23 protein-coding genes, 1 rRNA gene and 1 pseudogene are annotated in these 22771 nt (G+C 56.6%); 2 read left to right on the plus strand and 23 right to left on the minus strand.

Going from position 1 to position 22771, the window contains the following annotated elements:
* Window positions 1-9: 9 nt before the first annotated feature.
* From secE to E5161_RS19740, 12 genes are all read right to left on the minus strand, one after another.
* The gene (secE, locus tag E5161_RS19685) at window positions 10-219 is read right to left on the minus strand and encodes a preprotein translocase subunit SecE (protein ID WP_136779590.1); all 210 of its coding nucleotides are present in this window, start codon (window positions 217-219) and stop codon (window positions 10-12) included.
* Between the two features lie 55 nt (window positions 220-274).
* Window positions 275-424 (minus strand): 50S ribosomal protein L33, encoded by a 150-nt coding sequence (gene rpmG / locus E5161_RS19690; RefSeq protein WP_136779591.1) that lies wholly within the window; start codon window positions 422-424, stop codon window positions 275-277.
* A 371-nt stretch (window positions 425-795) separates the two neighbouring features.
* A complete protein-coding gene (sigH, locus tag E5161_RS19695; RefSeq protein ID WP_136779592.1) occupies window positions 796-1446 on the minus strand; it encodes an RNA polymerase sporulation sigma factor SigH in 651 nt (216 codons plus the stop codon).
* Window positions 1447-1584: 138 nt separating this feature from the next.
* A complete protein-coding gene (locus tag E5161_RS19700) occupies window positions 1585-2133 on the minus strand; it encodes an NYN domain-containing protein (RefSeq protein WP_136779593.1) in 549 nt (182 codons plus the stop codon).
* Complete coding sequence (gene rlmB / locus E5161_RS19705; RefSeq protein WP_136779594.1) at window positions 2120-3031, minus strand: 23S rRNA (guanosine(2251)-2'-O)-methyltransferase RlmB; 912 nt, start codon at window positions 3029-3031, stop codon at window positions 2120-2122. Before rlmB ends, E5161_RS19700 begins: the two co-directional genes overlap by 14 nt.
* Before the next feature lie 16 nt (window positions 3032-3047).
* Window positions 3048-3452 carry a Mini-ribonuclease 3 gene (locus tag E5161_RS19710; RefSeq protein ID WP_169306774.1) on the minus strand — a complete coding sequence of 135 codons (405 nt, stop codon included), beginning with the start codon at window positions 3450-3452 and terminating at the stop codon, window positions 3048-3050.
* A 59-nt stretch (window positions 3453-3511) separates the two neighbouring features.
* Complete coding sequence (gene cysS / locus E5161_RS19715; protein ID WP_136779596.1) at window positions 3512-4930, minus strand: cysteine--tRNA ligase; 1419 nt, start codon at window positions 4928-4930, stop codon at window positions 3512-3514.
* A 15-nt stretch (window positions 4931-4945) separates the two neighbouring features.
* Window positions 4946-5650 carry a serine O-acetyltransferase gene (cysE, locus tag E5161_RS19720; RefSeq protein WP_136779597.1) on the minus strand — a complete coding sequence of 235 codons (705 nt, stop codon included), beginning with the start codon at window positions 5648-5650 and terminating at the stop codon, window positions 4946-4948.
* A gap of 422 nt (window positions 5651-6072) precedes the next feature.
* Window positions 6073-7545, minus strand: a complete 1473-nt coding sequence (gltX, locus tag E5161_RS19725; RefSeq protein WP_136779598.1) for a glutamate--tRNA ligase — start codon at window positions 7543-7545, stop codon at window positions 6073-6075.
* 71 nt (window positions 7546-7616) lie between these two features.
* Entirely contained in the window at window positions 7617-8096 is a 480-nt protein-coding gene (ispF, locus tag E5161_RS19730; RefSeq protein WP_136779599.1) for a 2-C-methyl-D-erythritol 2,4-cyclodiphosphate synthase, read from the minus strand.
* Window positions 8093-8791 carry a 2-C-methyl-D-erythritol 4-phosphate cytidylyltransferase gene (gene ispD, locus E5161_RS19735; RefSeq protein ID WP_136779600.1) on the minus strand — a complete coding sequence of 233 codons (699 nt, stop codon included), beginning with the start codon at window positions 8789-8791 and terminating at the stop codon, window positions 8093-8095. Before ispD ends, ispF begins: the two co-directional genes overlap by 4 nt.
* A gap of 84 nt (window positions 8792-8875) precedes the next feature.
* On the minus strand, window positions 8876-9973 hold the full coding sequence (locus E5161_RS19740; protein WP_425456547.1) for a PIN/TRAM domain-containing protein: 1098 nt from the start codon (window positions 9971-9973) through the stop codon (window positions 8876-8878).
* 194 nt (window positions 9974-10167) lie between these two features.
* Between E5161_RS19740 and E5161_RS19745 the strand changes: the two genes are divergently transcribed.
* Window positions 10168-10563 (plus strand): nucleoside triphosphate pyrophosphohydrolase family protein, encoded by a 396-nt coding sequence (locus E5161_RS19745; protein ID WP_136779601.1) that lies wholly within the window; start codon window positions 10168-10170, stop codon window positions 10561-10563.
* Between the two features lie 88 nt (window positions 10564-10651).
* On the opposite strand, the gene pssA is transcribed toward E5161_RS19745, so the two are convergent.
* From pssA to E5161_RS19780, 8 genes are all read right to left on the minus strand, one after another.
* Complete coding sequence (gene pssA / locus E5161_RS19750) at window positions 10652-11386, minus strand: CDP-diacylglycerol--serine O-phosphatidyltransferase (protein WP_136779602.1); 735 nt, start codon at window positions 11384-11386, stop codon at window positions 10652-10654.
* 142 nt (window positions 11387-11528) lie between these two features.
* On the minus strand, window positions 11529-12665 hold the full coding sequence (disA, locus tag E5161_RS19755; protein WP_136779603.1) for a DNA integrity scanning diadenylate cyclase DisA: 1137 nt from the start codon (window positions 12663-12665) through the stop codon (window positions 11529-11531).
* A gap of 15 nt (window positions 12666-12680) precedes the next feature.
* On the minus strand, window positions 12681-14048 hold the full coding sequence (radA, locus tag E5161_RS19760; protein ID WP_136779604.1) for a DNA repair protein RadA: 1368 nt from the start codon (window positions 14046-14048) through the stop codon (window positions 12681-12683).
* A 57-nt stretch (window positions 14049-14105) separates the two neighbouring features.
* Window positions 14106-14279, minus strand: coding sequence for a hypothetical protein (locus E5161_RS20920; protein WP_169306773.1), 174 nt, complete (start codon window positions 14277-14279; stop codon window positions 14106-14108).
* A gap of 133 nt (window positions 14280-14412) precedes the next feature.
* Window positions 14413-16860 carry an ATP-dependent protease ATP-binding subunit ClpC gene (gene clpC / locus E5161_RS19765; protein ID WP_136779605.1) on the minus strand — a complete coding sequence of 816 codons (2448 nt, stop codon included), beginning with the start codon at window positions 16858-16860 and terminating at the stop codon, window positions 14413-14415.
* A 41-nt stretch (window positions 16861-16901) separates the two neighbouring features.
* Window positions 16902-17921 (minus strand): protein arginine kinase, encoded by a 1020-nt coding sequence (gene mcsB, locus E5161_RS19770; protein WP_425456548.1) that lies wholly within the window; start codon window positions 17919-17921, stop codon window positions 16902-16904.
* Between the two features lie 64 nt (window positions 17922-17985).
* Window positions 17986-18501 (minus strand): protein-arginine kinase activator protein McsA, encoded by a 516-nt coding sequence (mcsA, locus tag E5161_RS19775; RefSeq protein WP_136779607.1) that lies wholly within the window; start codon window positions 18499-18501, stop codon window positions 17986-17988.
* A 14-nt stretch (window positions 18502-18515) separates the two neighbouring features.
* The gene (locus tag E5161_RS19780; RefSeq protein ID WP_136779608.1) at window positions 18516-19004 is read right to left on the minus strand and encodes a CtsR family transcriptional regulator; all 489 of its coding nucleotides are present in this window, start codon (window positions 19002-19004) and stop codon (window positions 18516-18518) included.
* 254 nt (window positions 19005-19258) lie between these two features.
* Between E5161_RS19780 and E5161_RS21205 the strand changes: the two are divergent.
* Window positions 19259-20344 (plus strand): annotated as a pseudogene (locus tag E5161_RS21205) (GerAB/ArcD/ProY family transporter); the annotation flags it as partial.
* Between the two features lie 204 nt (window positions 20345-20548).
* On the opposite strand, the gene E5161_RS21210 reads toward E5161_RS21205, so the two are convergent.
* The 3 genes from E5161_RS21210 to E5161_RS19795 all read right to left on the minus strand — a co-directional run.
* Window positions 20549-21175, minus strand: a complete 627-nt coding sequence (locus tag E5161_RS21210) for a LysE family transporter (protein WP_246042459.1) — start codon at window positions 21173-21175, stop codon at window positions 20549-20551.
* Between the two features lie 126 nt (window positions 21176-21301).
* The gene (locus E5161_RS19790; RefSeq protein ID WP_136779610.1) at window positions 21302-22390 is read right to left on the minus strand and encodes an FUSC family protein; all 1089 of its coding nucleotides are present in this window, start codon (window positions 22388-22390) and stop codon (window positions 21302-21304) included.
* Between the two features lie 218 nt (window positions 22391-22608).
* Window positions 22609-22771, minus strand: a 23S ribosomal RNA gene (locus tag E5161_RS19795); the annotation flags it as partial.

Genomic DNA, 22771 nt, shown 5'->3' on the forward strand with positions numbered 1-22771 from the left:
GTTCCTGCGTCAAATGACGAGATCGACGAGCTGCGAAATGCCGATATCCACGACCCAGAAATAGATCGTTACCAGCAGCACGGTTACGATAACGATAATCGTGTAGCTGACAAGTTCTTTCCGGTTAGGCCAACGGACTTTTTTCAACTCACCCCAACTGTCGCCGAAAAACGAAAAAAAGGACCCAAAGCTCTGTTTCATTTTGGCCAGGAAAGACACGTCCCTACCTCCTTAATGAGCCCGACACAGCCGCGCGAAGCCGGCTTGCGCCAACTTAACGCGTCTCGCGATGTGGAGTGTGTTCGTTGCAATATTTGCAGAACTTTTTCAACTCCATGCGATCGGAGTGCGTCCGTTTGTTCTTCGTCGACGTATAGTTCCGTTGCTTGCAGTTCGTGCAAGCGAGCGTGATAAAGACCCGCATCCCTTCCACCTCCCGGGATTTCATACTTCATAAAAAAGAGAATCATGCGGCGGCCCATGTTTCGCCCAGACACTGCGAGCCCGCCGAATTAACGCGAACGAGTCCGCACGACAACGAAACCTGGTGTTTCGCCACTGATTCGAGCCTGTGCATATGACGCCACCTTAAACGTTACTAAAATAATTTAGCACAGGCTCTCATACCATGTCAACGAAAAGGTTGGAGGGAAACGGCCCCGGCCTCAGAGCCTAGCAACATTCTTCCATCTTCCCGGTATTTTAAACCGTCCGTCTCCCTATGAACCGCAGAAAAATAAAAAGGCAGCCAGGGAACCGGCCGCCTGCTCATACTTCATGAATGGATAAGTGCCGTCAGCTTACGATGTCGCGAATTTCTAAGTATTTCTCCAGCTTCCGCTTGACCCGCTGCAGCGCGTTGTCGATCGATTTCACGTGGCGGTCCAGATCGACGCCGATCTCCTGATAGGAACGTCCGTCGAGATACAGCATCAAAACTTTGCGTTCCAGGTCGCTCAAAATTTCCGACATTTTGTCTTCCAAGCCGAAAAACTCTTCGCGATTGATGATCATCTCTTCCGGGTCGCTGACGCGGGATCCGCAGATCACGTCCAGCAGCGTACGGTCGGAATCTTCATCGTAGATCGGCTTGTCAAGAGAGACATAAGAATTGAGAGGAATATGCTTCTGACGGGTGGCCGTCTTGATAGCGGTAATGATTTGCCGGGTAATGCACAATTCGGCGAAAGCCTTGAACGAAGCGAGCTTGTCGCCTTTGAAATCGCGGATCGACTTGTAAAGACCAATCATGCCTTCCTGGATGATGTCTTCGCGTTCCGCGCCGATCAGAAAATAGGAGCGAGCTTTGGCCCGCACGAAATTACGGTACTTGTGGATCAGGTACTCCAGCGCTTCGCTGTCGCCTGACCGGACCGATTCCACAATGTCTTCGTCGGTCTGGAAGTCATATTCGCGCGATACCAGCTTGTCCAAGTCGACGCTCACCAAATCATCCCTCCGGCCTTCCTAGGCGTGCTGGAAATCTCGAAAATCTACCAAACTACTACCAACTATACTTGAAGAACCCAATAGCGTCAATGGATTTGGTACGATTTGCCGTTTTGGGCCGCCCCAAATGTGGAATTATTTCCCTCCGGAAGACGGATCCCCCGCCGATCCCCGCCTCATTTGTTCCAATCTCAGCAGCAAATCGTCGGGCAAAGATCCGCCCAGGGGGTTGCGTTTCACCGGCGGCGACTTCCGGATCGCGGCGTCGATGTCGCGGCGGCTCTGATCCACTTCCATCTTCAGTTCTCGGGCGGACAGCCGAAGGGCTCCCCGTCCGAACGTTACGTGCTGTTCGACCGAATCCGAAGTCGCCACATACAGGTTGCGCTTCGCGGATGTCCATTCGCCGACCAGCCGTTCGATGCATTCGTCGGCCGTTTCCCGCTCTCTCGTAAACACGACCCGCAATCGCCTGTCCTTATACGCGGAGCCAAGCCCCGGCACGTGAAAAGCGTCGAACACGACGAACACCGTCAATCCCGCGTAGCTTTGGTAATCGGAAAGCATGTCGAGCAGCCGGTCCCGCGCGTCCTCCAGCTTTTCCTGCTTCAAGGCGGCGAGCTCCGGCCAGGCGCCGATCATGTTGTATCCGTCTACGAACAAGACGTCCTCACGCCGGAGCATGACCGTCTCCGTCCGTAATGGACGCCGCCGCGCGCAGGCTTTGCTCCCTGCGCTGGCGAACCGCCTCGTATAAGATGACGCCGGCGGCGACGGATGCGTTGAGCGAATTGATCCGCCCGAACATGGGCAGGGAAATCAGGAAGTCGCATTTCTCGCGGACGAGCCGCGACAACCCGCGGCCCTCGCTGCCGATGACCACGGCCAGCGGGCCGGTCAGATTCGATCGGAACACGTCGCTTTCCGCGGCCGCATCCGCGCCGGCGATCCATACGCCGGCTTCTTTCAGCTTCTCGATCGTCTGCACCAGGTTGGCGACCCTCGCCACCGGCACATATTCCACCGCGCCGGCGGACGTCTTGGCCACCACGGCAGTGAGGCTCGCGCTTCTGCGCTTGGGCACGACGACGCCGTGGGCACCGGTACAGTCTACCGTGCGGAGAACGGAGCCGAGATTATGCGGATCCTCGACTTCGTCGAGCAGCACGAGCAGCGGCATCTCTCCGCGCTCGGCGGCACGGGCCAGCAGCTCATCCACTTCGACGTACTCTGTCGGAGCGGCCTGCGCGACAACGCCTTGGTGCGTCACTCCCGGCACGAGTTGATCCAGCTTGCGCTTGTCGACATGCTGAACGACGACGCCGCGCGTTTTCGCCTCTTCCAGGATCGGACCGACGAGATGACGCTGCGCTTGCGAAGACAGCCAAATTTTATTGAGCGGGCGTCCGGCTTTCAAAGCCTCCAGAACGGGGTTCTTGCCCGCCAAGTATTGCTCTTCGGATCCTTCATGTTCTTCCCCGAAGCTTTCCGTTCCGGGTTCGGGAGTCTTGCGGGTGCTCTCCCGCTTGTGAAAAGTACGGCCGCCGGACGCGCCGCGGTTATTGTTGCTGCGATTGCTCATGTTCATCGTCCTTTAGTCAGGAATTCGGGCTCGTCTCTTCCGTCGAATCCGGCACAGGGCAGAAAGCCCGATCGATCAACTGCTCCAGCCTACCTCGTTCTCCGCGATAATACAAGTAACCGACCAGGCATTCCAGCGCGGTGGCGTGGCGGTAATCGCCCGGATCGGCGTTGCGGGGCGGCTGGCCGGATTTCGTATTTCTTCCGCGCCGTACGATATCCGCCTCCTCCTCCGAGAGGAGGGGCATCCACTGCTGGAGCAGCCGGGCCTGCGCGGCGGCGGATACGTAACGCGTCGCCGCACGGTGCAGTTCGTGCGGCTTCCGGTTGGAACCCGCCACTAGCCTTTGGCGGATATAGACTTCAAAAACGGCATCCCCTATATACGCCAGAACGACCGGCGACAGTTGGCCGACCGGCATTCCGACCGGAAGAAGCGGCGCGATCACGGGCTCGGCTGGCACATTCGTCTTCTCTTCCGTCATTTGCGTCTCCATCGGATGCCTTGCGGCGTGTCTTCCAACAGGATTCCCCGTTCCGCCAGCAAATCGCGAATTTCGTCCGCCCGCGCCCAATTACGGTTGCTGCGCGCTTCCTTCCGCTCGGCTATCAAGGCTTCCACTTCCTCGTCGAGAAGCTCCGCCTGCGCCTCGGGCCGAAGAAGTCCGAGCACCCGCTCCATCGCTTCCATTCGTTCGAGAAACGCCGTCAGTACCGGCTCACGTGCAACCGGGCGCTGCAAGTAGGCATTCGCTTCCGAGACGGTTTGAAACCAGACCGTAATGGCGTCCGGGGTGTTGAAGTCGTCGTTCATTTTCGATTCGAAATCTTGCCGCAGCTGGTCCAGCTTGGCGAGAACCTCCGCCTCTTCCGCGTCGATCGACGGCGAATTGCCGCCCTGTACAGCGGCCAGCCGATGTCTCACATTGTCCCGGCAATGGGTCAGACGGTCGACGCTGTTCTCCGCCTGACGCAAAATTTCCTCGCTGAAATTCAGCGGACTGCGATAATGTGCGGACAGCATCAAATAGCGTACCGCCTGCGCGTGGGTCCGCTTCAAAATTTCACGCGGATTTACAACGTTTCCGATCGATTTGGACATTTTTTCGTTGTCTATGTTCACAAACCCGTTATGCATCCAGTACCTTGCAAGAGGCTTACCCGTGTAAGACTCCGATTGTGCGATTTCGCACTCGTGATGCGGAAACTGCAAGTCGTGGCCGCCGCCGTGAATGTCCAGCGTGGGACCGGCGTAACGCAGCGCCATCGCCGAGCACTCGATGTGCCAGCCCGGGCGGCCGTCACCCCAAGGGCTCGGCCAGTGGATCTCGCCAGGCTTCGCAGCTTTCCAAAGTACGAAGTCCTGCGGGTTTTCCTTGCGTTCGTCCACTTCCACACGGATCCCGTACTGCAGCTCCTGCAGGTTTTTATGTGACAGCTTGCCGTATTCGGGAAACCGGCTGGTGCGGAAGTAGACATCGCCGCCGTTCTCATAAGCGAAGCCCCGTTCCACGAGACCGGCGATAAGTTCGACGATTTCGTCAATGTTCTCCGTCACCCGGGGAGATACGGTGGCCGGCCTGGCGGCGAGCGCGTCCCGGTCTTCCACATAAGCGGCGATAAACCGCTCGGCAATATCCGGAACCGTAGTGCCGAGTTGTTCGGCTCTGCGGATCATTTTATCGTCCACATCCGTGAAATTGACGATGTAGTTCACGTCGTAGCCGACGGATTCCAAGTAACGGCGGACAACATCGAAAAAAATGAGCGGACGCGCGTTGCCGATATGGATATAGTCGTATACAGTGGGACCGCAAACGTACATATTGACTTTGCCCGGATGCAGGGGAACGAACGTCTCTTGCTTTCTGGACATGCTGTTATAAATCTTCAGAGTCACGATCGGACAGCTCCTTTATTTGTCGTAAGGCGCGGCGCCTACGGCTTCGCATTCCGCATTCGCTGCCTGCTTGCCGGACGACGCCTTCAGCCGATCGATCTCGGCTTTCAGCTCGTTGATTTCCTTCTGCATGAAACGGAAAGTTTCGATGAGCGGGTCGGGCAAATTCGTATGGTCCAGCCGGTCTTCCACGCGCCGTCCGTCGCGTTTGACGATGCGGCCCGGAATGCCCACCACCGTGCTGTTGGGCGGCACTTCGCGCAGCACGACCGAGTTGGCTCCGATATTGGCATTGTCGCCTACTTTAAACGATCCGAGCACCTTGGCCCCCGATGCGATGACGACACGGTTGCCGATCGTCGGGTGGCGCTTGCCCTTCTCTTTGCCGGTACCGCCCAGCGTCACACCCTGGTAGATGACGACGTCGTCCCCGATTTCACACGTTTCCCCGATGACGACGCCCATGCCGTGATCGATGAACAGCTTGCGGCCGATCTTCGCGCCGGGGTGAATTTCGATGCCGGTAAAAAACCGGCTGATCTGCGAAATAATGCGTGCCACGGTAAACCAGCCATACCGGTAGAAGAACCGGGCGAACCGGTGCGCCCATATCGCATGCAGCCCGGAATAGCTGAAGATGACTTCGAAGCGGCTCCGCGCGGCGGGATCGTTCTCGAGCACCGCGTCGATGTCTGATTTCATGTTGTCCCAAAACCCCATAGCTCCCGCCCCCCCTTCCTTATCCCCCAAAAGTGACGTATTCCTTCGAAGCTTATTTCTTTTACTTTGCCAAAAAAATAAAAAGTCTCCGCAGCTTATCGCTGCAGAGACGTGTCGGTCGGATACGCGGTCCCACTCTGCTTGAGCCGATCCTGTGCCCCAGGCAAGAATCGGCTCCACTCGGGGCTGTTAACGGGGGCCTCCCGGCGCCGCTTACCCGGCTCCCTTAATCGGGGCTCCGCTCGGCGGCGCGGCTCCCAGGCGCATTTCCGTCCCGCAGGAATGAGGCGGATTTCAGCCAAGGCCGCCCTCTCTGGTCATTCCAGTCGCGAACGTACTCTCCTGTTCGTCGCTCTTTGCTGATATTTACAGTCAGTATAGCGGAATCCCCTCAACGTGACAAGGGAATTGCGCGGCGCTGCTCAGAGCCGGTCTTTCACCGCATCGGCCAGTCGTGCCAGCACTTTGTCCCGGCCGAGCAGCCAGATCGTTCCGTTCAGATCGGGCCCGTGCATTTGTCCCGTCAGCGCGACGCGGATCGGCATGAACAAGCCTTTTCCTTTTACGCCGGTCTCGGTCTGCACCGCTTTAATGCCCGCTTTGATGCCTTCCACGGTAAAAGCGTCTTCCCCGCCGGTTTCCACCACGCGCCGGAAGGCGGAAAGCACCGTCGGTACCGTATCTTCCGCCAAAATCGCTCTCGCTTCTTCCTCGGCTTCCAGCGTTTCGCGGAAGAACAGATCCGACAGCGGGACGATCTCGGCACCGTAATGCAAGTGATCCTTATACAGCGTCACCAATTCCGAAGCCCAGGCGATTTGCTCATCCGTCGGATTTTCCGGGAGACGTCCCGCCTTCTTCAGAATCGGCAGGCAAAGCCCGATGATCCGCTTGATGTCCGCATTTTTCAGATAGTGATGGTTAATATGATGAAGCTTCGCGGTATCGAAAACGGCCGGGCTCTTGGACAGACGGCTCGCGTCGAAAATCTCGATCAGGCGCTCGCGCGAGAAAATCTCTTCCTCGCCTTCCGGCGACCAGCCGAGCAGCGTAATGAAATTGAACAACGCTTCCGGAAGAAATCCGAGTCCGTCATATTGCTCGATAAACTGCACGATGGATTCGTCGCGCTTGGAGAGCTTCTTGCGGTGCTCGTTGACGATCAGCGTCATATGCCCGAAAACGGGCGGTGTCCAGCCGTGCGCTTCGTAAATCATCAGCTGGCGGGGGGTGTTCGTTATGTGGTCCTCCCCGCGCAGCACGTGCGAAATTTCCATCAAATGATCGTCCAGCACGACGGCGTAGTTGTAGGTCGGGATGCCGTCCTTTTTGACGATGACGAAATCGCCGAAATCTTCCGACCGGAACGAGATTTCTCCCTTCACGATATCGTCGAAGGCGTACGTCTTATCCGCCGGAACCGCAAATCGCACGCTGGGCACGCGTCCTTCCGCTTCCAGCCGGGCGCGGTCTTCTGCGGTCAAATGCCGGCATTTGCCGGAATATTTCGGCGTTTCTCCGCGTGCCGTCTGTTCCTCGCGCTCCCGCTCCAGCTCCTCTTCGGTACAGTAGCAGCGGTAGGCCAGACCCTTGTCCAGCAGGTCCTGCCAGTGGGTATTGTAAATATCGAGCCGTTCCGTCTGGCGGTAGGGACCGTACTTCCCGCCGATATCGACGCTCTCGTCCCAATCGACGCCCAGCCATTTGAGGTAGGTCAGCTGACTGGCTTCGCCGCCCTCAATATTGCGTTTCACGTCGGTGTCCTCGATGCGGATAATGAACTCGCCTCCGTGATGGCGGGCGAACAAATAATTGAAAATGGCGGTTCGCGCGTTGCCGATATGCAGATGCCCGGTCGGGCTCGGCGCATAGCGCACGCGTACTTTGGCGGCCATAAAGGAAACCTCCTCGTTCATCCAAAAATAAGACGATTGTTATTGATCCCGTTACTTCTTAAGTATGCCAACTATGCCTTGACGAGGCAAACGACCGCCTGCGCGGCGATCCCTTCGCCCCGGCCGGTGAAGCCCAGCTTCTCCGAAGTGGTGGCCTTCACGTTCACCTGCGTCTCGTCGTCCGCTTCCAAAACGCGCGCAATCACTTGTACCATCTGCGGAATATAAGGCGCCATTTTGGGAGCTTGCGCAATGATCGTGGCATCCGTATTCCCGAGCCGATAACCGCGCTCTTTGGCCAGCGACCAAACCCGTTCCAGCAGCTTCACGCTATCCGCGCCTGCATAGGCCGGGTCCGTATCCGGAAAATGTTTGCCGATATCGCCGAGTCCGAGCGCGCCGAGCACCGCGTCGCTGATCGTATGCAGCAGCACGTCCGCGTCGGAATGCCCCAGCAGACCTCGTTCGTAGGGTATGTGGACGCCTCCAATGATGCATGCTCTACCTTCCACCAACTGATGCACGTCAAATCCTTGTCCGATTCGAATCATGGCCGTTCCGCCTCCTCCTGCCGCCGGGACAAGAAAAGCTCGGCCGCGAGCAAATCTTCCGGCGTCGTGATTTTCAAATTCATATAGTCGCCGGGGACCGCCGCCACCTTGCGTCCAAGCCGTTCCAGCAGCATGGCATCGTCCGTCGCCGCCGTCCCGGCTTCGCGCGCCGCACGGTGCGCGTCCAGCAATTCGGACCGCCGGAATGCTTGCGGCGTCTGGACGGCCCACAAAGTCGCCCGGTCCGGCGTGGAGACGATCATGCCTTCGCCGTCCACGATCTTGATCGTATCTTTCACCGGAACGGCGAGCGCGGAAGCCCCGTGCCGCTCCGCAGCCTCGCAGCAAGCCGCGATTTGTGCTGGCGTCACCAACGGTCTCGCCGCGTCATGCACGAGCACACCTGCCGTGGAGAGCGCCGCCAAGCCAGCCGCTACGCTGTCCTGCCGTTCCGCTCCGCCCGGGACGATCGCGGTGACTTTGCGGAAGCCTTCCCGCAGCACCAATTCGGATGCCCGCGGCTCCTCTCCGGCTGCCGCCACGATCACGATGGCTTCAACCTCCGGGCAGCGCTCGAAGGCTTCCAGCGTGTACGCCAATACCGGCCGCCCGGCGATCGTGAGATACGGCTTGTTGTCGGAAGCGGCCATGCGCTTTCCTCGGCCGGCCGCGACAATCACGGCTCCCCAGTTCATGCCGGTTGCTCCTTCCCCAACGGTAAAATGCCGAAAGGCGGGACCGCAGAGCGCGGCCCGCCCATATTTTTTTATCATACCTTGTCAGAGCGCTTTTTCCAATAGCTTCGGCTTGGCGAAGATCATACGGCCCGCGGAAGTCTGAAGCACGCTGGTCACGAGCACTTCCATCGTCGTGCCGATAAAGTCGCGTCCGCCTTCCACCACGATCATCGTGCCGTCGTCGAGATAGGCGACGCCCTGTCCGTGTTCTTTCCCGTCTTTGATTACCTGTACGACGATTTCTTCACCCGGAAGAACGACCGGCTTCACCGCGTTCGCCAAATCGTTGATGTTCAACACCGAAACGCCCTGAAGCTCGCACACCTTGTTCAAATTGAAGTCGTTTGTCACCACTTTGCCGCGCATCGCTTTGGCGAGCTTGACGAGCTTGCTGTCGACTTCGCCCGCTTCCTCTACCGGCTCGCTGTAAATGAGCACCCGTACGTCGAGTTCCTTTTGAATTTTGTTTAAAATGTCCAATCCGCGCCGTCCGCGATTGCGCTTCAGCAGATCCGACGAGTCCGCGATATGCTGAAGCTCCTCCAGCACGAACTCGGGGATGACGAGCGTTCCTTCTATGAATCCCGTCTTGCAAATGTCGGCGATTCGACCGTCGATAATGACGCTGGTGTCCAAAATTTTGTGCTCTTCATACGTCGATTGCTCAGCCGCAGGCTGCTCGACGGTCCGGCGAACGCTGATCCATTCGCCCAGCTCATCTTTCTTGCGCAATGCGATGCGAGCACCGGCATAGGCCAAGCTTACCGCCGCGGCACCTGCGATCAACGCTCCGATTCTCGGAATATCCGACAAGAACGGATAGAGCAGTGCCGCCAGTACGATACCGGCGGTCAATCCCGCGGTAGCCGGAATCAGCTCAGCTGTCGGCAATGCGGCGGCTTTGTCGATTCCCCGCTGAAACGAGCGGCTGAGAGGACCTGCAAAAGCCGTAGCCAACATCAATCCCGCGAACGCACCGATCACCGCTGCGTACGATCCGCCGCCGGCCGAAGATGCCGTCGGCATCCCGATCAGAGGATCCATCCACGCCGCTCCGCCGGAAATTCTCCAAGTAGATAGTTCCTGCCCCATCAAAGCTCCGAGAAAAAGGCCGACCGTCTGTATGACTCTTTTCATCAACACCCGATAATCACTCCCTAACGATTCCTTGCTTGAATATCGTTACTAGTATGTTCCAATTTTGCGGGCGTTAATCTCGGAGTCCGGCGAAAAGGAAAACTTCGCCCAAACCCGCAGACTTCTTTTGAAATGGGAGATATCCTGTTTTATAATGTAGGATGAATAGTAAAATACAGGTAACCGAGGTGGACCGGATGAGCGCACCTACGCTGCAGGAATTTCAGCAGCAAGTGTCTGAACTCTTGCTTCGCCATCGAAGCTTGCTCGATGTCGTCACGAAGTACAGTCAATCCAACGCGTCGGTCAATCGGGCGGTCGCCAAGGCCATCACCGAATGCGGCTGCATTGAATTGAACGCCAAGAACCAAGGCTTTACGGAGGCTATGGAAATCGATCAGGCCCGCCGCCAATCCAAATCCCATATGAACGGGCAGCTTTGTGAGAACTGCAAGGACGTCGTCCGCGGGGAGATGGGCAAAAATTTGTTCTATCTCTCGGCCATGTGCAATTTGCTGGACATCAGCCTGGAAGAAGTGGTGGCCAAAGAGGCCGACAAATGCTCCACGCTCGGTTTTTTCAATTTAACGTAGATTTTCGGCCATCCCCAAGCAAAAAACAAAAGCATCGGACCTTCCCGCGGGAAGTTATCCGATGCTTTCGTTTTTTGCTCTAGATTCGTTACGCGCTATGACCATGCCGCTCGTCGGTGCGTCTGCGCCTGCGGCGGAGACGTCTAGGAACGAGCCGTTCAACGTTTTTTTTTAAGCCCCATAGGGCGTATAGCAGAAGAAGCGCCAAAATCGCCTTCGGAATGGCTTGCTGGAACAAATACGCAAGCAGGGCAGCAGCCACCACTACAAGCGGAATCGCCCATAACGCAGCCCTCGGCAGCCCGAGCTTTTTGAAATTCGGATATTTCATGTTGCTGATCATCAAGAACGAAAGAGCGAGCGTGCTGACCAGCAGCAAGGAAACGTGCAGCTCTTGGTGGAACAGCGCCAATGTGGCCAATACGCCGCCGGCAGCGGGAATCGGCAGTCCGATGAAATAGCCGGGAATTCCTTCGATAACGTTAAACCGGGCCAAACGAAGCGCACCGCAAATCGGGAAAATGGCGGTCACGATCCAGGCGAGCGCCGGAGGAGTCGTCTCCATAAAAGCGGCTTGGTACATAATGAAAGCCGGGGCTACCCCGAACGAAATGACGTCGGACAACGAGTCCAATTCTTTGCCGAACTCGCTCGTTACGTTGAGTGCTCTTGCGACCCTGCCGTCCAAACCGTCCAGCAGCATGGCGATGATCACGAGCAGCGCGGCACTGTTTGCATCCCCGTTGAACGACAGGATGATGCTAATGACGCCGAGTACCAAATTTCCTAACGTGAACACGTTCGGTATCGATTTCGCTATCATCTTACCCACCTCGACTTTACTATGCCCATTCCCGCGGATCCAACGAAAATCAGGGATTCTCGTGCTTGATCCTGAACCGGGAAAGGCGGATGCCGGTGCCTCTTGGAGTATGCAAGAAGTGCCAACCCCCATTGTAGGCCCGTTAAATCTGTCTGTCAATAAACACCTGCTCCTGAATTCTCTTGAGCCCTTCCATGATGGCGCGCGCCCTGACTTCCCCGATGCCGTCCACTTCATCCAGATCTTCGATCGATCCAAGGACGATATGCGGCAGGGCGCCGAACCGTTCAACCAAATTATGAATGATGACGCTCGGCAGCCTGGGAATTTTGCTCAGCATGCGGTAACCGCGGGGCAGCAGCCCTTCTTCGGCCACGGAGCTGAGCGACGGATAACCAAGCAGCCGGATCAGGTGACTTGTATCGAGCAGCTCTTCGGATGAAAGTTTTTTGAGAGAAGACAAAATGTCTTTCACCTTCTCGTCCGTCGAATCTTTGGCGTAGTCTTTGATCAGCAGGCGCACTTCTTCCTCCGCCGAGCCGATCAGTTCCTCCAGCTGCATGCTGATGAGCCGTCCTTCGTTGCCCAGCTCGAGCACATAGCGGTTGATCTCGTTTTTAATACGCAGTACCATCTCGGCCCGTTGCAGAACGTAGGCCACCTCATGCATGGTAACCAATTCTTCGAATTCCAATGCCGACAAATTGGTCAGCGCCTGGCTGAAAACGGCCCGATATCGCTCGAGCGTCTGGATCGCCTGATTCGCCTTCGTCAGAATGACGCCCATTTCCTTGAGCGCGTATCGCATTTGCCCTTGATAAAGGGTGATGATATTCCGCCGCTGGGAGATGGATACGACCAGCTTGCCCGTCTGCTTGGCGACCCGCTCGGCCGTCCGGTGCCGGATGCCCGTCTCGATGGAAGAAATGGACGAATCCGGAATCAGCTGGGTGTTGGCGTACAAGATGCGCTTGGCATCCTCGCTGAGGATGATCGCTCCGTCCATTTTGGCCAGCTCATACAAGTAGTTGGGACTAAAATCGCAGTTGATCGAAAAACCGCCGTCCACGACCTGCATCACTTCCGGGCTGTAACCGACGACGATCAGGCCTCCGGTTTTGGCGCGAAGCACGTTCTCCAAGCCGTCGCGGAAAGGGGTGCCCGGCGTGACCATTCGGAGCAGCTGCTCCATCGTCTGCTGCTGGTTTTCTCTTTCCCTTTCCCGTTCTTTGTCCTTGTCTCGTTCTTTCTCTTTATCTTTTTCTTTATGTTCCTTCATCTCGCGATTGACCCCCTATTCCAAAGCGGCTTTCAGCGCCTCCGCCACCGTCCGCACGCCGACGAGCAGCACGCCCGACGGCGGCTGCCACCCTTTGAGACTCTGCTCCGGCAGGATGACTCGCTTGAAGCCAAGTTTGTGCGCTTCCTTCACCCGCTGCTCCGCCCTGGATACCGCCCTCACTTCTCCCGTGAGGCCGACTTCTCCGAAAATGACGTCATAAGGCTTGGTAGGCAAATCTTTAAAGCTGGACGCCAGACTCACGGCGGCGGCAAGATCCGCGGCCGGCTCGTCTAACTTCACACCGCCGGCGACGTTGACATACGCGTCCTGGTTTTGCAGAAACATGCCCATCCGTTTCTCCAGCACGGCGATCACCAGCGAAATGCGGTGATGATCGATCCCGGACGTCATCCGCCGGGGAGATGGAAAATGGGTAGGCGACACTAACGCTTGTAATTCGACAAGCACCGGCCGAGTTCCTTCCATGCTCGCCACAACCGTGGAACCCGCCACACCGAGCGGCCTCTCGGACAAAAACAGCTCCGAAGGATTGCTGACTTCCCGCAATCCGCCTTCCGTCATATCGAAAATGCCGATTTCGTTTGTCGAACCAAATCGATTTTTAACTGCCCGAAGCAGCCGATAAGTATGATGGCGTTCACCTTCGAAATATAACACACAGTCGACCATATGTTCGAGCAAGCGAGGACCGGCGATCGCCCCTTCTTTGGTCACATGTCCGACGAGTACCGTGGCGATTCCGCTGCCTTTGGAAACGCGCATGAATTGGGCGGTGCACTCTCTCACCTGGGCTACGCTTCCCGGAGCGGAAGCGACGTCCGGGCGATAGACAGTTTGGATCGAGTCGATGACGAGGAAATCCGGCTCGGTTTCGGCCACCGCTTCCTCGATAAAATCCAGATTCGTTTCGCAAAGTACGAACAGGTTATCCGACAAAGTTCCCAGCCGGTCGGCGCGCAGCTTCGTCTGGCGGACCGATTCTTCTCCGGAAACGTACAGCACTCTAAGCCCGTTCGCCGCCAACTGATTGGATGTTTGGAGCAGCAACGTCGATTTGCCGATCCCAGGGTCACCCCCGACAAGCAGAAGCGAGCCCGGGACAAGCCCTCCCCCGAGCACACGGTTCAGCTCTCCGAGACCCGTCGGAATCCGGGGTTCCCGGCCGCTATCTATGTCTATGATGGAACGCGGTTTTTCTTTCGTCCGATTGGTTTCGCTTCGGCCGACCGGCGCCTTCACGATCGTTTCCGTCTCTTCGATCATCGTATTCCAGGCGCCGCAGCCGGGACATTTGCCCATCCATTTCGGAGATTCGGTACCGCATTCCGTACAGGCGAATTTTGTTTTGACTTTGGCCATGAATCCGCTGTTTCTCCTTCCGGCGAACAACTTTTTAACTCTTAAAAGTTTAACATTCTATCCTAACCACCGCCATAAAAACCAGAGCACCACGAGCAAAATTAACACGCCGCCCGCAATGTAGAACAGAGCAAGCAGAAGCTTGCTAAGCAGAAATATCAGCAGCAGAAAGCCGACACCCCAGCAGAGTGCGGCTAACGGGTTTGCCATCCACCGCCACCATCTCCTCAAGGACAACCCCTCCCGAAAAAGCCTTACTTAAGCGTATGGAACCGGCGGCATGATCGTGACCCAAACATTGTCCGGATCTAAAAAAAGCTTCCTTCCCGCGGGACGGGAAAGGAAGCTTGGGTTTGCTGCGAAGTTACGCTTTGCCTGCGACTTGGCCTTTCGGACTGACGACAAGTTCGCCGTCTTTCTCGTCGATGACGAGTGTGTCGCCTTTGTTGATTTTGCCCATCAGCAAATCCTCGGACAGCCGGTCCTCGATATGCTTCTGGATCGCCCGGCGAAGCGGACGCGCCCCATATTGCGGATCGAAGCCTTCCTTCGCGAGGAACTTCATCGCGGCGTCGGTCAGATCGAATTGCACGTGCTGCTCCTGGAGCCGTTTCCGAAGGTCGTTCGCCATGAGCGATACGATGCGGGAGATATGCTCTTCCTCGAGTGGATGGAATACGATCAGCTCGTCAATCCGGTTCAGGAATTCCGGACGGAAAGACTTCTTCAGCTCGCTGAGCACTTTGTCCTTCATTTGCAGATAATCGCGTCCGGCATCATGCACCGCGGTAAAGCCAAGCGTGGAATTGCGCTTGATTTGTTCCGCGCCGACGTTGGACGTCATGATGATGAGCGTATTCCGGAAATCCACCGTGCGCCCTTTAGAATCGGTCAGACGGCCGTCTTCCAGCACTTGCAGCAGCACGTTGAACACTTCCGGGTGGGCTTTCTCGATTTCGTCCAGCAGGACGACCGAGTAAGGCTTGCGCCGGACTTTCTCAGTCAGCTGGCCGCCCTCTTCGTAGCCGACATATCCGGGAGGCGCTCCGACCAAGCGGGACGTGGAGTGTTTCTCCATATACTCGGACATGTCAATCCGAATGACGGCGTTCTCGTCGCCGAACATCGCTTCCGCGAGCGCGCGGGCGAGCTCGGTTTTGCCGACGCCCGTCGGGCCGAGGAAGATGAAGGAGCCCATCGGACGCTTCGGATCTTTCAGGCCTGCGCGTGAGCGGCGTACCGCACGCGCGACGGCTTTCACGGCTTCATCCTGGCCGATGACGCGGTCATGCAAAATGTCTTCCATCTTGAGCAGGCGCTCGGTTTCTTCTTCGGCCAGCTTGCTGACCGGGATGCCGGTCCAGCTGGCGACCACTTGGGCGATGTCCTCCGGCGTCACCTCGGAGTCGGTGCGGCCTTGCTTCTCTTTCCACTGGTTCTTCGTCGCTTCCAGCTCTTCGCGGATCTTCTGCTCGGTATCGCGAAGGGCAGCGGCCTTCTCGAACTCCTGGCTTTGCACCGCCGAATCCTTCTCTTTGCGGATATCCTCCAGACGCGACTCCAATTGCTTCAAGTTCGGAGGTACCGTGTAGGAACGCAGGCGAACCTTCGAGCCGGCCTCGTCGATGAGGTCGATCGCCTTGTCCGGCAGGAAGCGGTCCGTGATATAACGGTCCGACAGCTTCACCGCCGCTTCGATGGCATCGTCTGTAATTTTCACGCGATGGTGCGCTTCGTAACGGTCCCGAAGACCGTGCAAAATTTGGACCGCTTCTTCCGGAGAGGGCTGATCGACGGTAATCGGCTGGAAACGGCGCTCTAGTGCGGCGTCCTTCTCGATGTATTTGCGGTACTCGTCGAGCGTCGTGGCCCCGATGCACTGGAGCTCGCCGCGGGCGAGCGCCGGCTTCAGAATATTGGACGCGTCGATCGCGCCTTCCGCACCGCCGGCTCCGATCAGCGTATGAAGCTCGTCGATGAACAAGATGACATTACCGGCTTGGCGGATCTCATCCATAATTTTTTTCAGGCGGTCTTCAAACTCGCCGCGGTATTTGGTGCCAGCCACGACGGATCCCATATCGAGGGTCATGACCCGCTTGTCGCGGAGCGTCTCGGGAATTTCGTTGCTGACGATTCTTTGCGCGAGCCCTTCCGCGATCGCCGTTTTGCCGACACCCGGTTCCCCGATCAGCACCGGGTTGTTCTTGGTCCGGCGGGACAGCACTTGGATCACGCGTTCGATTTCTTTGGCACGCCCGATCACGGGGTCGATGTTGCCGTCCTTGGCGCTCGCCGTCAAATCGCGGGCCAGACCGTCCAATGTCGGCGTGTTGACGTTCGCGGACGGACCGCCATGGTTGGATTGTACGCTTTCGTTGCTCCCGAGCAGCTGGAGCACCTGCTGGCGGGCCTTGTTCAGGCTGATGCCGAGGTTGTTGAGCACCCGGGCGGCCACGCCTTCGCCTTCCCGAATCAGGCCGAGCAAAATATGTTCGGTGCCGACGTACGTATGACCCAGCTTGCGGGCTTCGTCCATGGACAGTTCGATCACTTTTTTCGCACGCGGCGTATACGCGATGTTGGTCGGCTGTTCTTGACCGCGTCCGATCAAGGATTCCACTTCGTCCTGAATTTTCTCAAGTCCGAGACCCAGCGCGATAAGCGCTTTCGCCGCAATGCTCTCACCTTCCCGGATCAAGCCGAGAAGAATGTGTTCCGTTCCGATATTGTTGTGTCCCAAGCGCACGGCTTCTTCCTGTGCAAGAGCCAGTACCTTCTGTGCGCGTTCGGTGAATCTTCCGAACATCATGAGACGACACCTCCCCTAATAGGTCTAGAATACGTGATTCCTCAAGAAATCGCCAGCCGGCTGCGGATCAATTCCGCGCGGGTCATATCCCGCTGATCCGGATGCAGCGGCTCGCCGTAAGCCTGTTGCAAAAATCCGGGCTGCGTGGAAACGAGCAGCTCGTTCAAGGTTTGCTCGTTCACTTGCGGCAGCATGCCGAGATGCACCCCAAGCCGGACGTCCGAGAGCCGCTGCGCAGCTTCTTTGGAATCCATAATCGCGGCGTGGGACAGGATGCCGTAAGAGCGGCGGATCCGGTCCTCTATGCGTGTCCGGGATTCGGCGACCAGCTTCATTCGGGCCGCTTTCTCATGCTCGATAATTTGGCGCGCGACCTGATGCAGATTTTCGATGATCTCTTGCTCGGACTGCCCGAGCGTAATTTGGTTGGACACTTGGAACAGATTCCCCGTCGCTTCGCTGCCTTCCCCGTAAATCCCCCTTACCGCCAGGCCGACTTGGGTCACGGCGGAGAGTATGCGGTTAATTTGGCCGGTCAGCACCAGGGCGGGCAAATGCATCATCACCGAAGCCCGAATGCCGGTCCCCACGTTGGTCGGACAGCTGGTGAGGTAACCCCGGCTCTCATCGAATGCGTAATCCACCTGTTCCTCGAACACGTCGTCGATTTTGCTGGCGATTTCCCAAGCTTCGCGGAGTTGAAAGCCGGGACGCAAAATTTGAATGCGGAGATGATCCTCTTCGTTAATCATGACGCTCACATCTTCATTCTGGCTTAAAATGAGCGCTCCGTTGCGGGATTCGTTGGCCAGGTTGGGACTGATCAAATGTTTCTCGACCAGCACCTGCTTTTCCAGCTCGGTGAGCTCCGACAACCGGATCAGGTCCAAAGGTCCGAGGCCGTTGAGCCGCCCGTTCTCCGCCACACTCAGCAGCTGATCCATGACGTCTTCGGACTGCTCGGGCGCCGCCAGCATCGGGAACGGACAACCGCGCAAATTGCGCGCCAGTCTGACCCTGCTGCTCAGCACGACGTCGGAATCCGGTCCGTCGGCTTTCATCCATTGGCTTAACGCTTGTTTGACATATCTCCGTGTGGCCACGGCGACATCACCTTCCTTCCGATCATCCGCCGTTCGCTTCCTTTTCCAGTTCTTTGATCCGGTCGCGCAGCTTTGCCGCCGTTTCGAAATCCTCTTGCTCGATACGGTTTTGCATATGTTTTTTGAGCTCGTCGATTTCCCGCTTGACCTTGACCTTGCCGCCCGCCCGTTTGGGCACTTTGCCGCTGTGGACGGTGTTGCCGTGCACGCGTTTGAGCAGCGGATCGAGTCTGTTGGAGAAATGCTTATAACATTCGCTGCAGCCGAACCGGCCGATTTTGCTGAACTGCGAGTAGGTCATTCCGCACGTATCGCAGCGTACGGCAGGCTGCTTCAGCTCTGTGCCGGCACCCGTCGGGTCGAAGTTCATAAAGCCAGACAAAAGATTGTGGATGGAAAATCCGCTTTGTGCTCCGGGAATCAGCTCGCCCTTCTCCCGGGCGCACGATTCGCAAATATGAAGCTCGGTTTTTTCCCCGCCGACAATTTTCGTAAAATGCAGCGTTGCCGGACGTTTACCGCATTCTTGGCACTGCACCGGCATCCCCTCCTTTAACTTCCTCCGGACACGCGGCTCGCGTCGCTGGCCAGCAGTGCGATCAACATGCTCCGAAGAACTTTCGCACGGATTTCATCGCGAAGCGGCAGATGGAGCGCCAATACGTCTCTGGAAATCGCGGCCCGAAGCAGGCCGGCTTCTCTTGCCGTGAGAAAGTCCGCTTCTTCTAATTGATAAATTAACCCTTCAGCGGCCGATTGATTGATCTGATCGCCCACGGTTTGGTGGATATGCCGCTGAACCGCCTCCAGGGAAGGAAGATCGATCCTCTGGATGCGGATGTATCCGCCCCCGCCCCTTTTACTCTCTACATAATACCCTTTCTCCAGGGTAAAGCGTGTGCTGATCACATAGTTGATCTGGGACGGAACGCAGGAAAATTTCTCAGCCAAATCGCTCCGTTGGATTTCCACCACGCCTTCCGAGCTGTGCTGTAAAATTTGTTTCAAATAATGCTCGATGAGTTCGGAAATGTTCGGCATCGTCCAACCTCCTTCCGCGATTCTGACTTTGACTTTCTTTGACTTTATCAACATTATACGCCTTTTTCCCGAGGCTGCCAAGTGGTGGAACGTCTTCGGAAATATTGTTCTCGTCAGCCTTATTATGAGCAGCCGGCCGCTGTTTAGTCTTCCGCATTCAGGCATAAAGCCGCCTGGAATGATGCAGTTTAGGAAACATGTCAAACCATACTTCCTCCAAATCCAACGTTCAGCCCGCCCACCACGATAAAACGATGAAATGGTGGCACTTGTCCTTGCTCGGAGTCGCGTGCACGATCGGCACCGGCTACTTCCTGGGCTCCGGAATCGGGATCCGTCTCACGGGGCCGTCTATTTTATTGTCTTTTTTGTGGGCGGCCACCGCCACCTACCTCGTGTTCGACGCTTTGGCGCGAATGACCGCCGCCGAACCGATGGAGGGATCGTTTCGGTCGTATGCAAAAAAAGCGTTCGGACCTTGGGCGGGATTTTCGAGCGGGTGGGCCTACTGGTCGGCGGAAACTTTAATTACCGGCAGCCAGATGACGGCCTTGTCGTTATTCTCCCGGTTCTGGTTTCCCAACATCCCGTTGTGGGTGTTCGCGGCAGGCTATTCCGCTCTTGCGCTGGTCGTCATCTTGTCAGGCACCAAGGGGTTTGAGCGGGTGGAGCATGTTTTCGCGGCTTTGAAGCTCTGCGCCATTTTATTATTTCTGGTGCTGGCATCCGGAGCACTGCTCGGGTGGTTTGATGCGACCAAGCAGCCTCAAACGCCGGCACAGGCTTTCGCCGCACCTTTTCCCGGCGGATTCACAGGCTGGTGGTCTTCGTTGATCTATGCCTTTTATTCGTTCGGAGGCATTGAGGTGATGGGCCTCATGGCGATGCGGCTGCGTCATCCGAAAGAAGCGCCGAAAGCCGGCAAAGTGATGCTGACAGCACTGACCGCACTTTACCTCGCCTCCCTGCTGCTTGCGGTTTGGCTGATGTCGTGGCAGCATCTTCCCGAAAAGAAAAGCCCGTTCGTCACTTCGCTCGCCAACTTTCGCCTGCCGTTTGTGCCTCATGTGTTTAACGGGGTGTTCATTTTATCCGGGTTCTCGACGATGATCGCTTCCCTGTTCGCCGTAACCAATATCATGGTGACGTTGGCCAAAGATAAAGACGCTCCCCCCCTGTTCGCCAGAACAGTGTGGAAGCGGCCTTTGCCCGCTGTTGCTTTCACCACCGCCGGGATGGCCGCGTCGATTGTTTTCTCCTTTGTCATGCCTCACAGCGTGTATGAGTACTTCACCACCGCGGCCGGATTGATGCTACTGTCCAACTGGCTGTTCATCCTCATGTCCGCCGGAAAAATTTTGGAGTTAAGCGCTTGGGGACAGATTAAACGATGGCTTGGCTTCTTTCTCATTTTGACAGGCATGGTTGGAACGGTGTCTCATTCGACCAGCCGCCCGGGTTTCTGGATCAGCCTTTCATTCCTGCTGACGATCGGCGTGATCACCTTTATCCTCAGCCGGATTCGCCGCAGGCAGCGGGGCGGATCAGGTGAAAAGCATCCGAAACGCTTGAACGCCGAAATATCCGCCGAAACCGATCAAAGACAAACCGGAGAGGACCGATATCGACGCAAGAATCCCTGGGGTCACGAAGTTCCGGAATACGCCGGCCACTCCCGCCATGGCGAAATCCCAGATCATGATTCCGGCGATAATGCCGCTGCTGTAATACAGCAATTGAGTTCGTTCAGCAATGGCGGCGGTCTCGGCGAGCACGGATCCGTAGATGCCGAGCCAAAACAGGATAGATAACGGACTGGAGACGGACATGAGGAAGCCGGACATCAGCGTCTTACCGAGCGAACTCAGCCCTCTGTCTCCGGAAACCCTTACTTTTCGTGCGCTGAGGAGACTTTCTACTCCGCTATAGGTGAGGACAAAACAGCCGAAAAGCCACAGAAACGTTTTGACGAATGGCTGGTCGATTAAATGTACAACGCCGAGAAAGACGAGGATCATGTAGAAAATGTCGGCGATCATCGCCCCGATCCCAACCATCCAGGCGTGGAGAAACCCTTCTTTAATGCCTTTGTCGATTTGAGCCGCGTTGACCGGTCCGATCGGAGCGGAGATGGACAGCCCTAAAATTAAATAACTGATAAAAACTCCCATTCAGCAGCCTCCCGCCATTAATGGTACAAGTGTATTCGGCGGGGGGAGGTTGTACGACTGAAAAGCACCTTAACGTCATGGTACTATCACGCTGTTCGTCTGCGGCCGCTGTAACGCTGAGCTTACCTAGCTTTCGAAAAGATCATGTGCGCGGCTTTTGCCATCCGATACTTTGCCGAACGCTACCCGGGCTACGGGAAACATCCGTTCTTCCGTATTGTCATCACTGCAGAAATTACGCAGCAGACAGTGCGTCTCCGCCAAAGACGCGGACATGTAATCTTCCGCCGTCATCGCAGCGCTCTCGAACTCTTTTATCAGCCTCATCGGTTCCGGACGGTTGCCGGATATGGCTTCTTCTCTCCACGTCTCGACATATTCCGCAAAATCGGATAAGAACCGAACCCACCGATCACGGTCGCGATCTTCGAAACCGTCTGTCCCGGATGCTTCGAACAACAGTCTTTGAAGCTCCACGCCGTGCATGCAGCCGAGCATCAATGTATTCAGAAGCTTCCTCAAATACTCGAGCCGTTGCCTTCTCCGCTGCGTGAACGGACTGAACTTTAAAGCGTGCATGGCTTGTTCCAGCTTTGACATGGCGTCTTTCAATGCTTCCGCCAATGAAAGAACGGTATGCCCGACTTCTCTTACGTTCTCCTCGGGCGCACCGTCGCCGATCCACTCCGACAGAAGACGGTAGTATGCAGCCAGGTTCGATGCCGCTCTGCGGAGCGATGCTTCGGCGCGCCGGCTGTAATCGGGAGGCAGCACTGTCATATTAACGACAATGGCGACCGCAGCGCCGATCAGGGTTTCAACGATCCTGTCGATGCCGTAGCTCGCATCGGTTCCGATGGTTAGCACCAACAATGCGCTGGTGCCGATCTGCATATTGGTATACTGCGGGAGCCGGAACGCTTGGCCGATGGTCAGTCCGATCAATAACAGAAGGGCCAGGCTCCACCAATGCGTCCCGAAAGCATGGACGAATATGCTGGCGAGAATCACACCAACCAAGATACCCAGCATTCGCTGAAACCCCATGCGGATCGATTTTTCCACCGTAACCTGCAGGCACAGAATCGCCGCAAGCGGCGCGAAAAACGGATGCTCAGCGCCCGTGCGGCTTGCGATCACCCAGGACAACACGGCGGCCAGCACCGCTTTGCATGTACGTGTAGACGGAATCAGCCGATTAACGAAATTTTTCATGGCACGCTCCCCTGTCGGCACGAATCATATCCGGTCCCTTTCTTGTTTATAACCACAAACAAGAGAAAAAGCCCATCATGTGATGGGCTCCCTACGCAAAAGCACCTTAACGTCATGAAACGTTAAGGTGCTTTAATGTTAATGATGTATTGCGCCTTGAAAACTGGATGCGAAACGAAACATTTATGCTGAAACATCATCGATACCTGTGTGCTTATTAGGATAAGCCCTCGACCGATTAGTACTCGTCAGCTGCACGCGTTGCCGCGCTTCCACCCCGAGCCTATCAACCTGGTGTTCTTCCAGGGGTCTTACGAATTGGGAAATCTCATCTTGAGGCGGGCTTCGCGCTTAGATGCTTTCAGCGCTTATCCCTCCCGC

It is taken from the genome of Cohnella pontilimi (assembly GCF_005049045.1).
In the GTDB taxonomy this organism is placed as follows: Bacteria; Bacillota; Bacilli; order Paenibacillales; family Paenibacillaceae; genus Cohnella; species Cohnella pontilimi.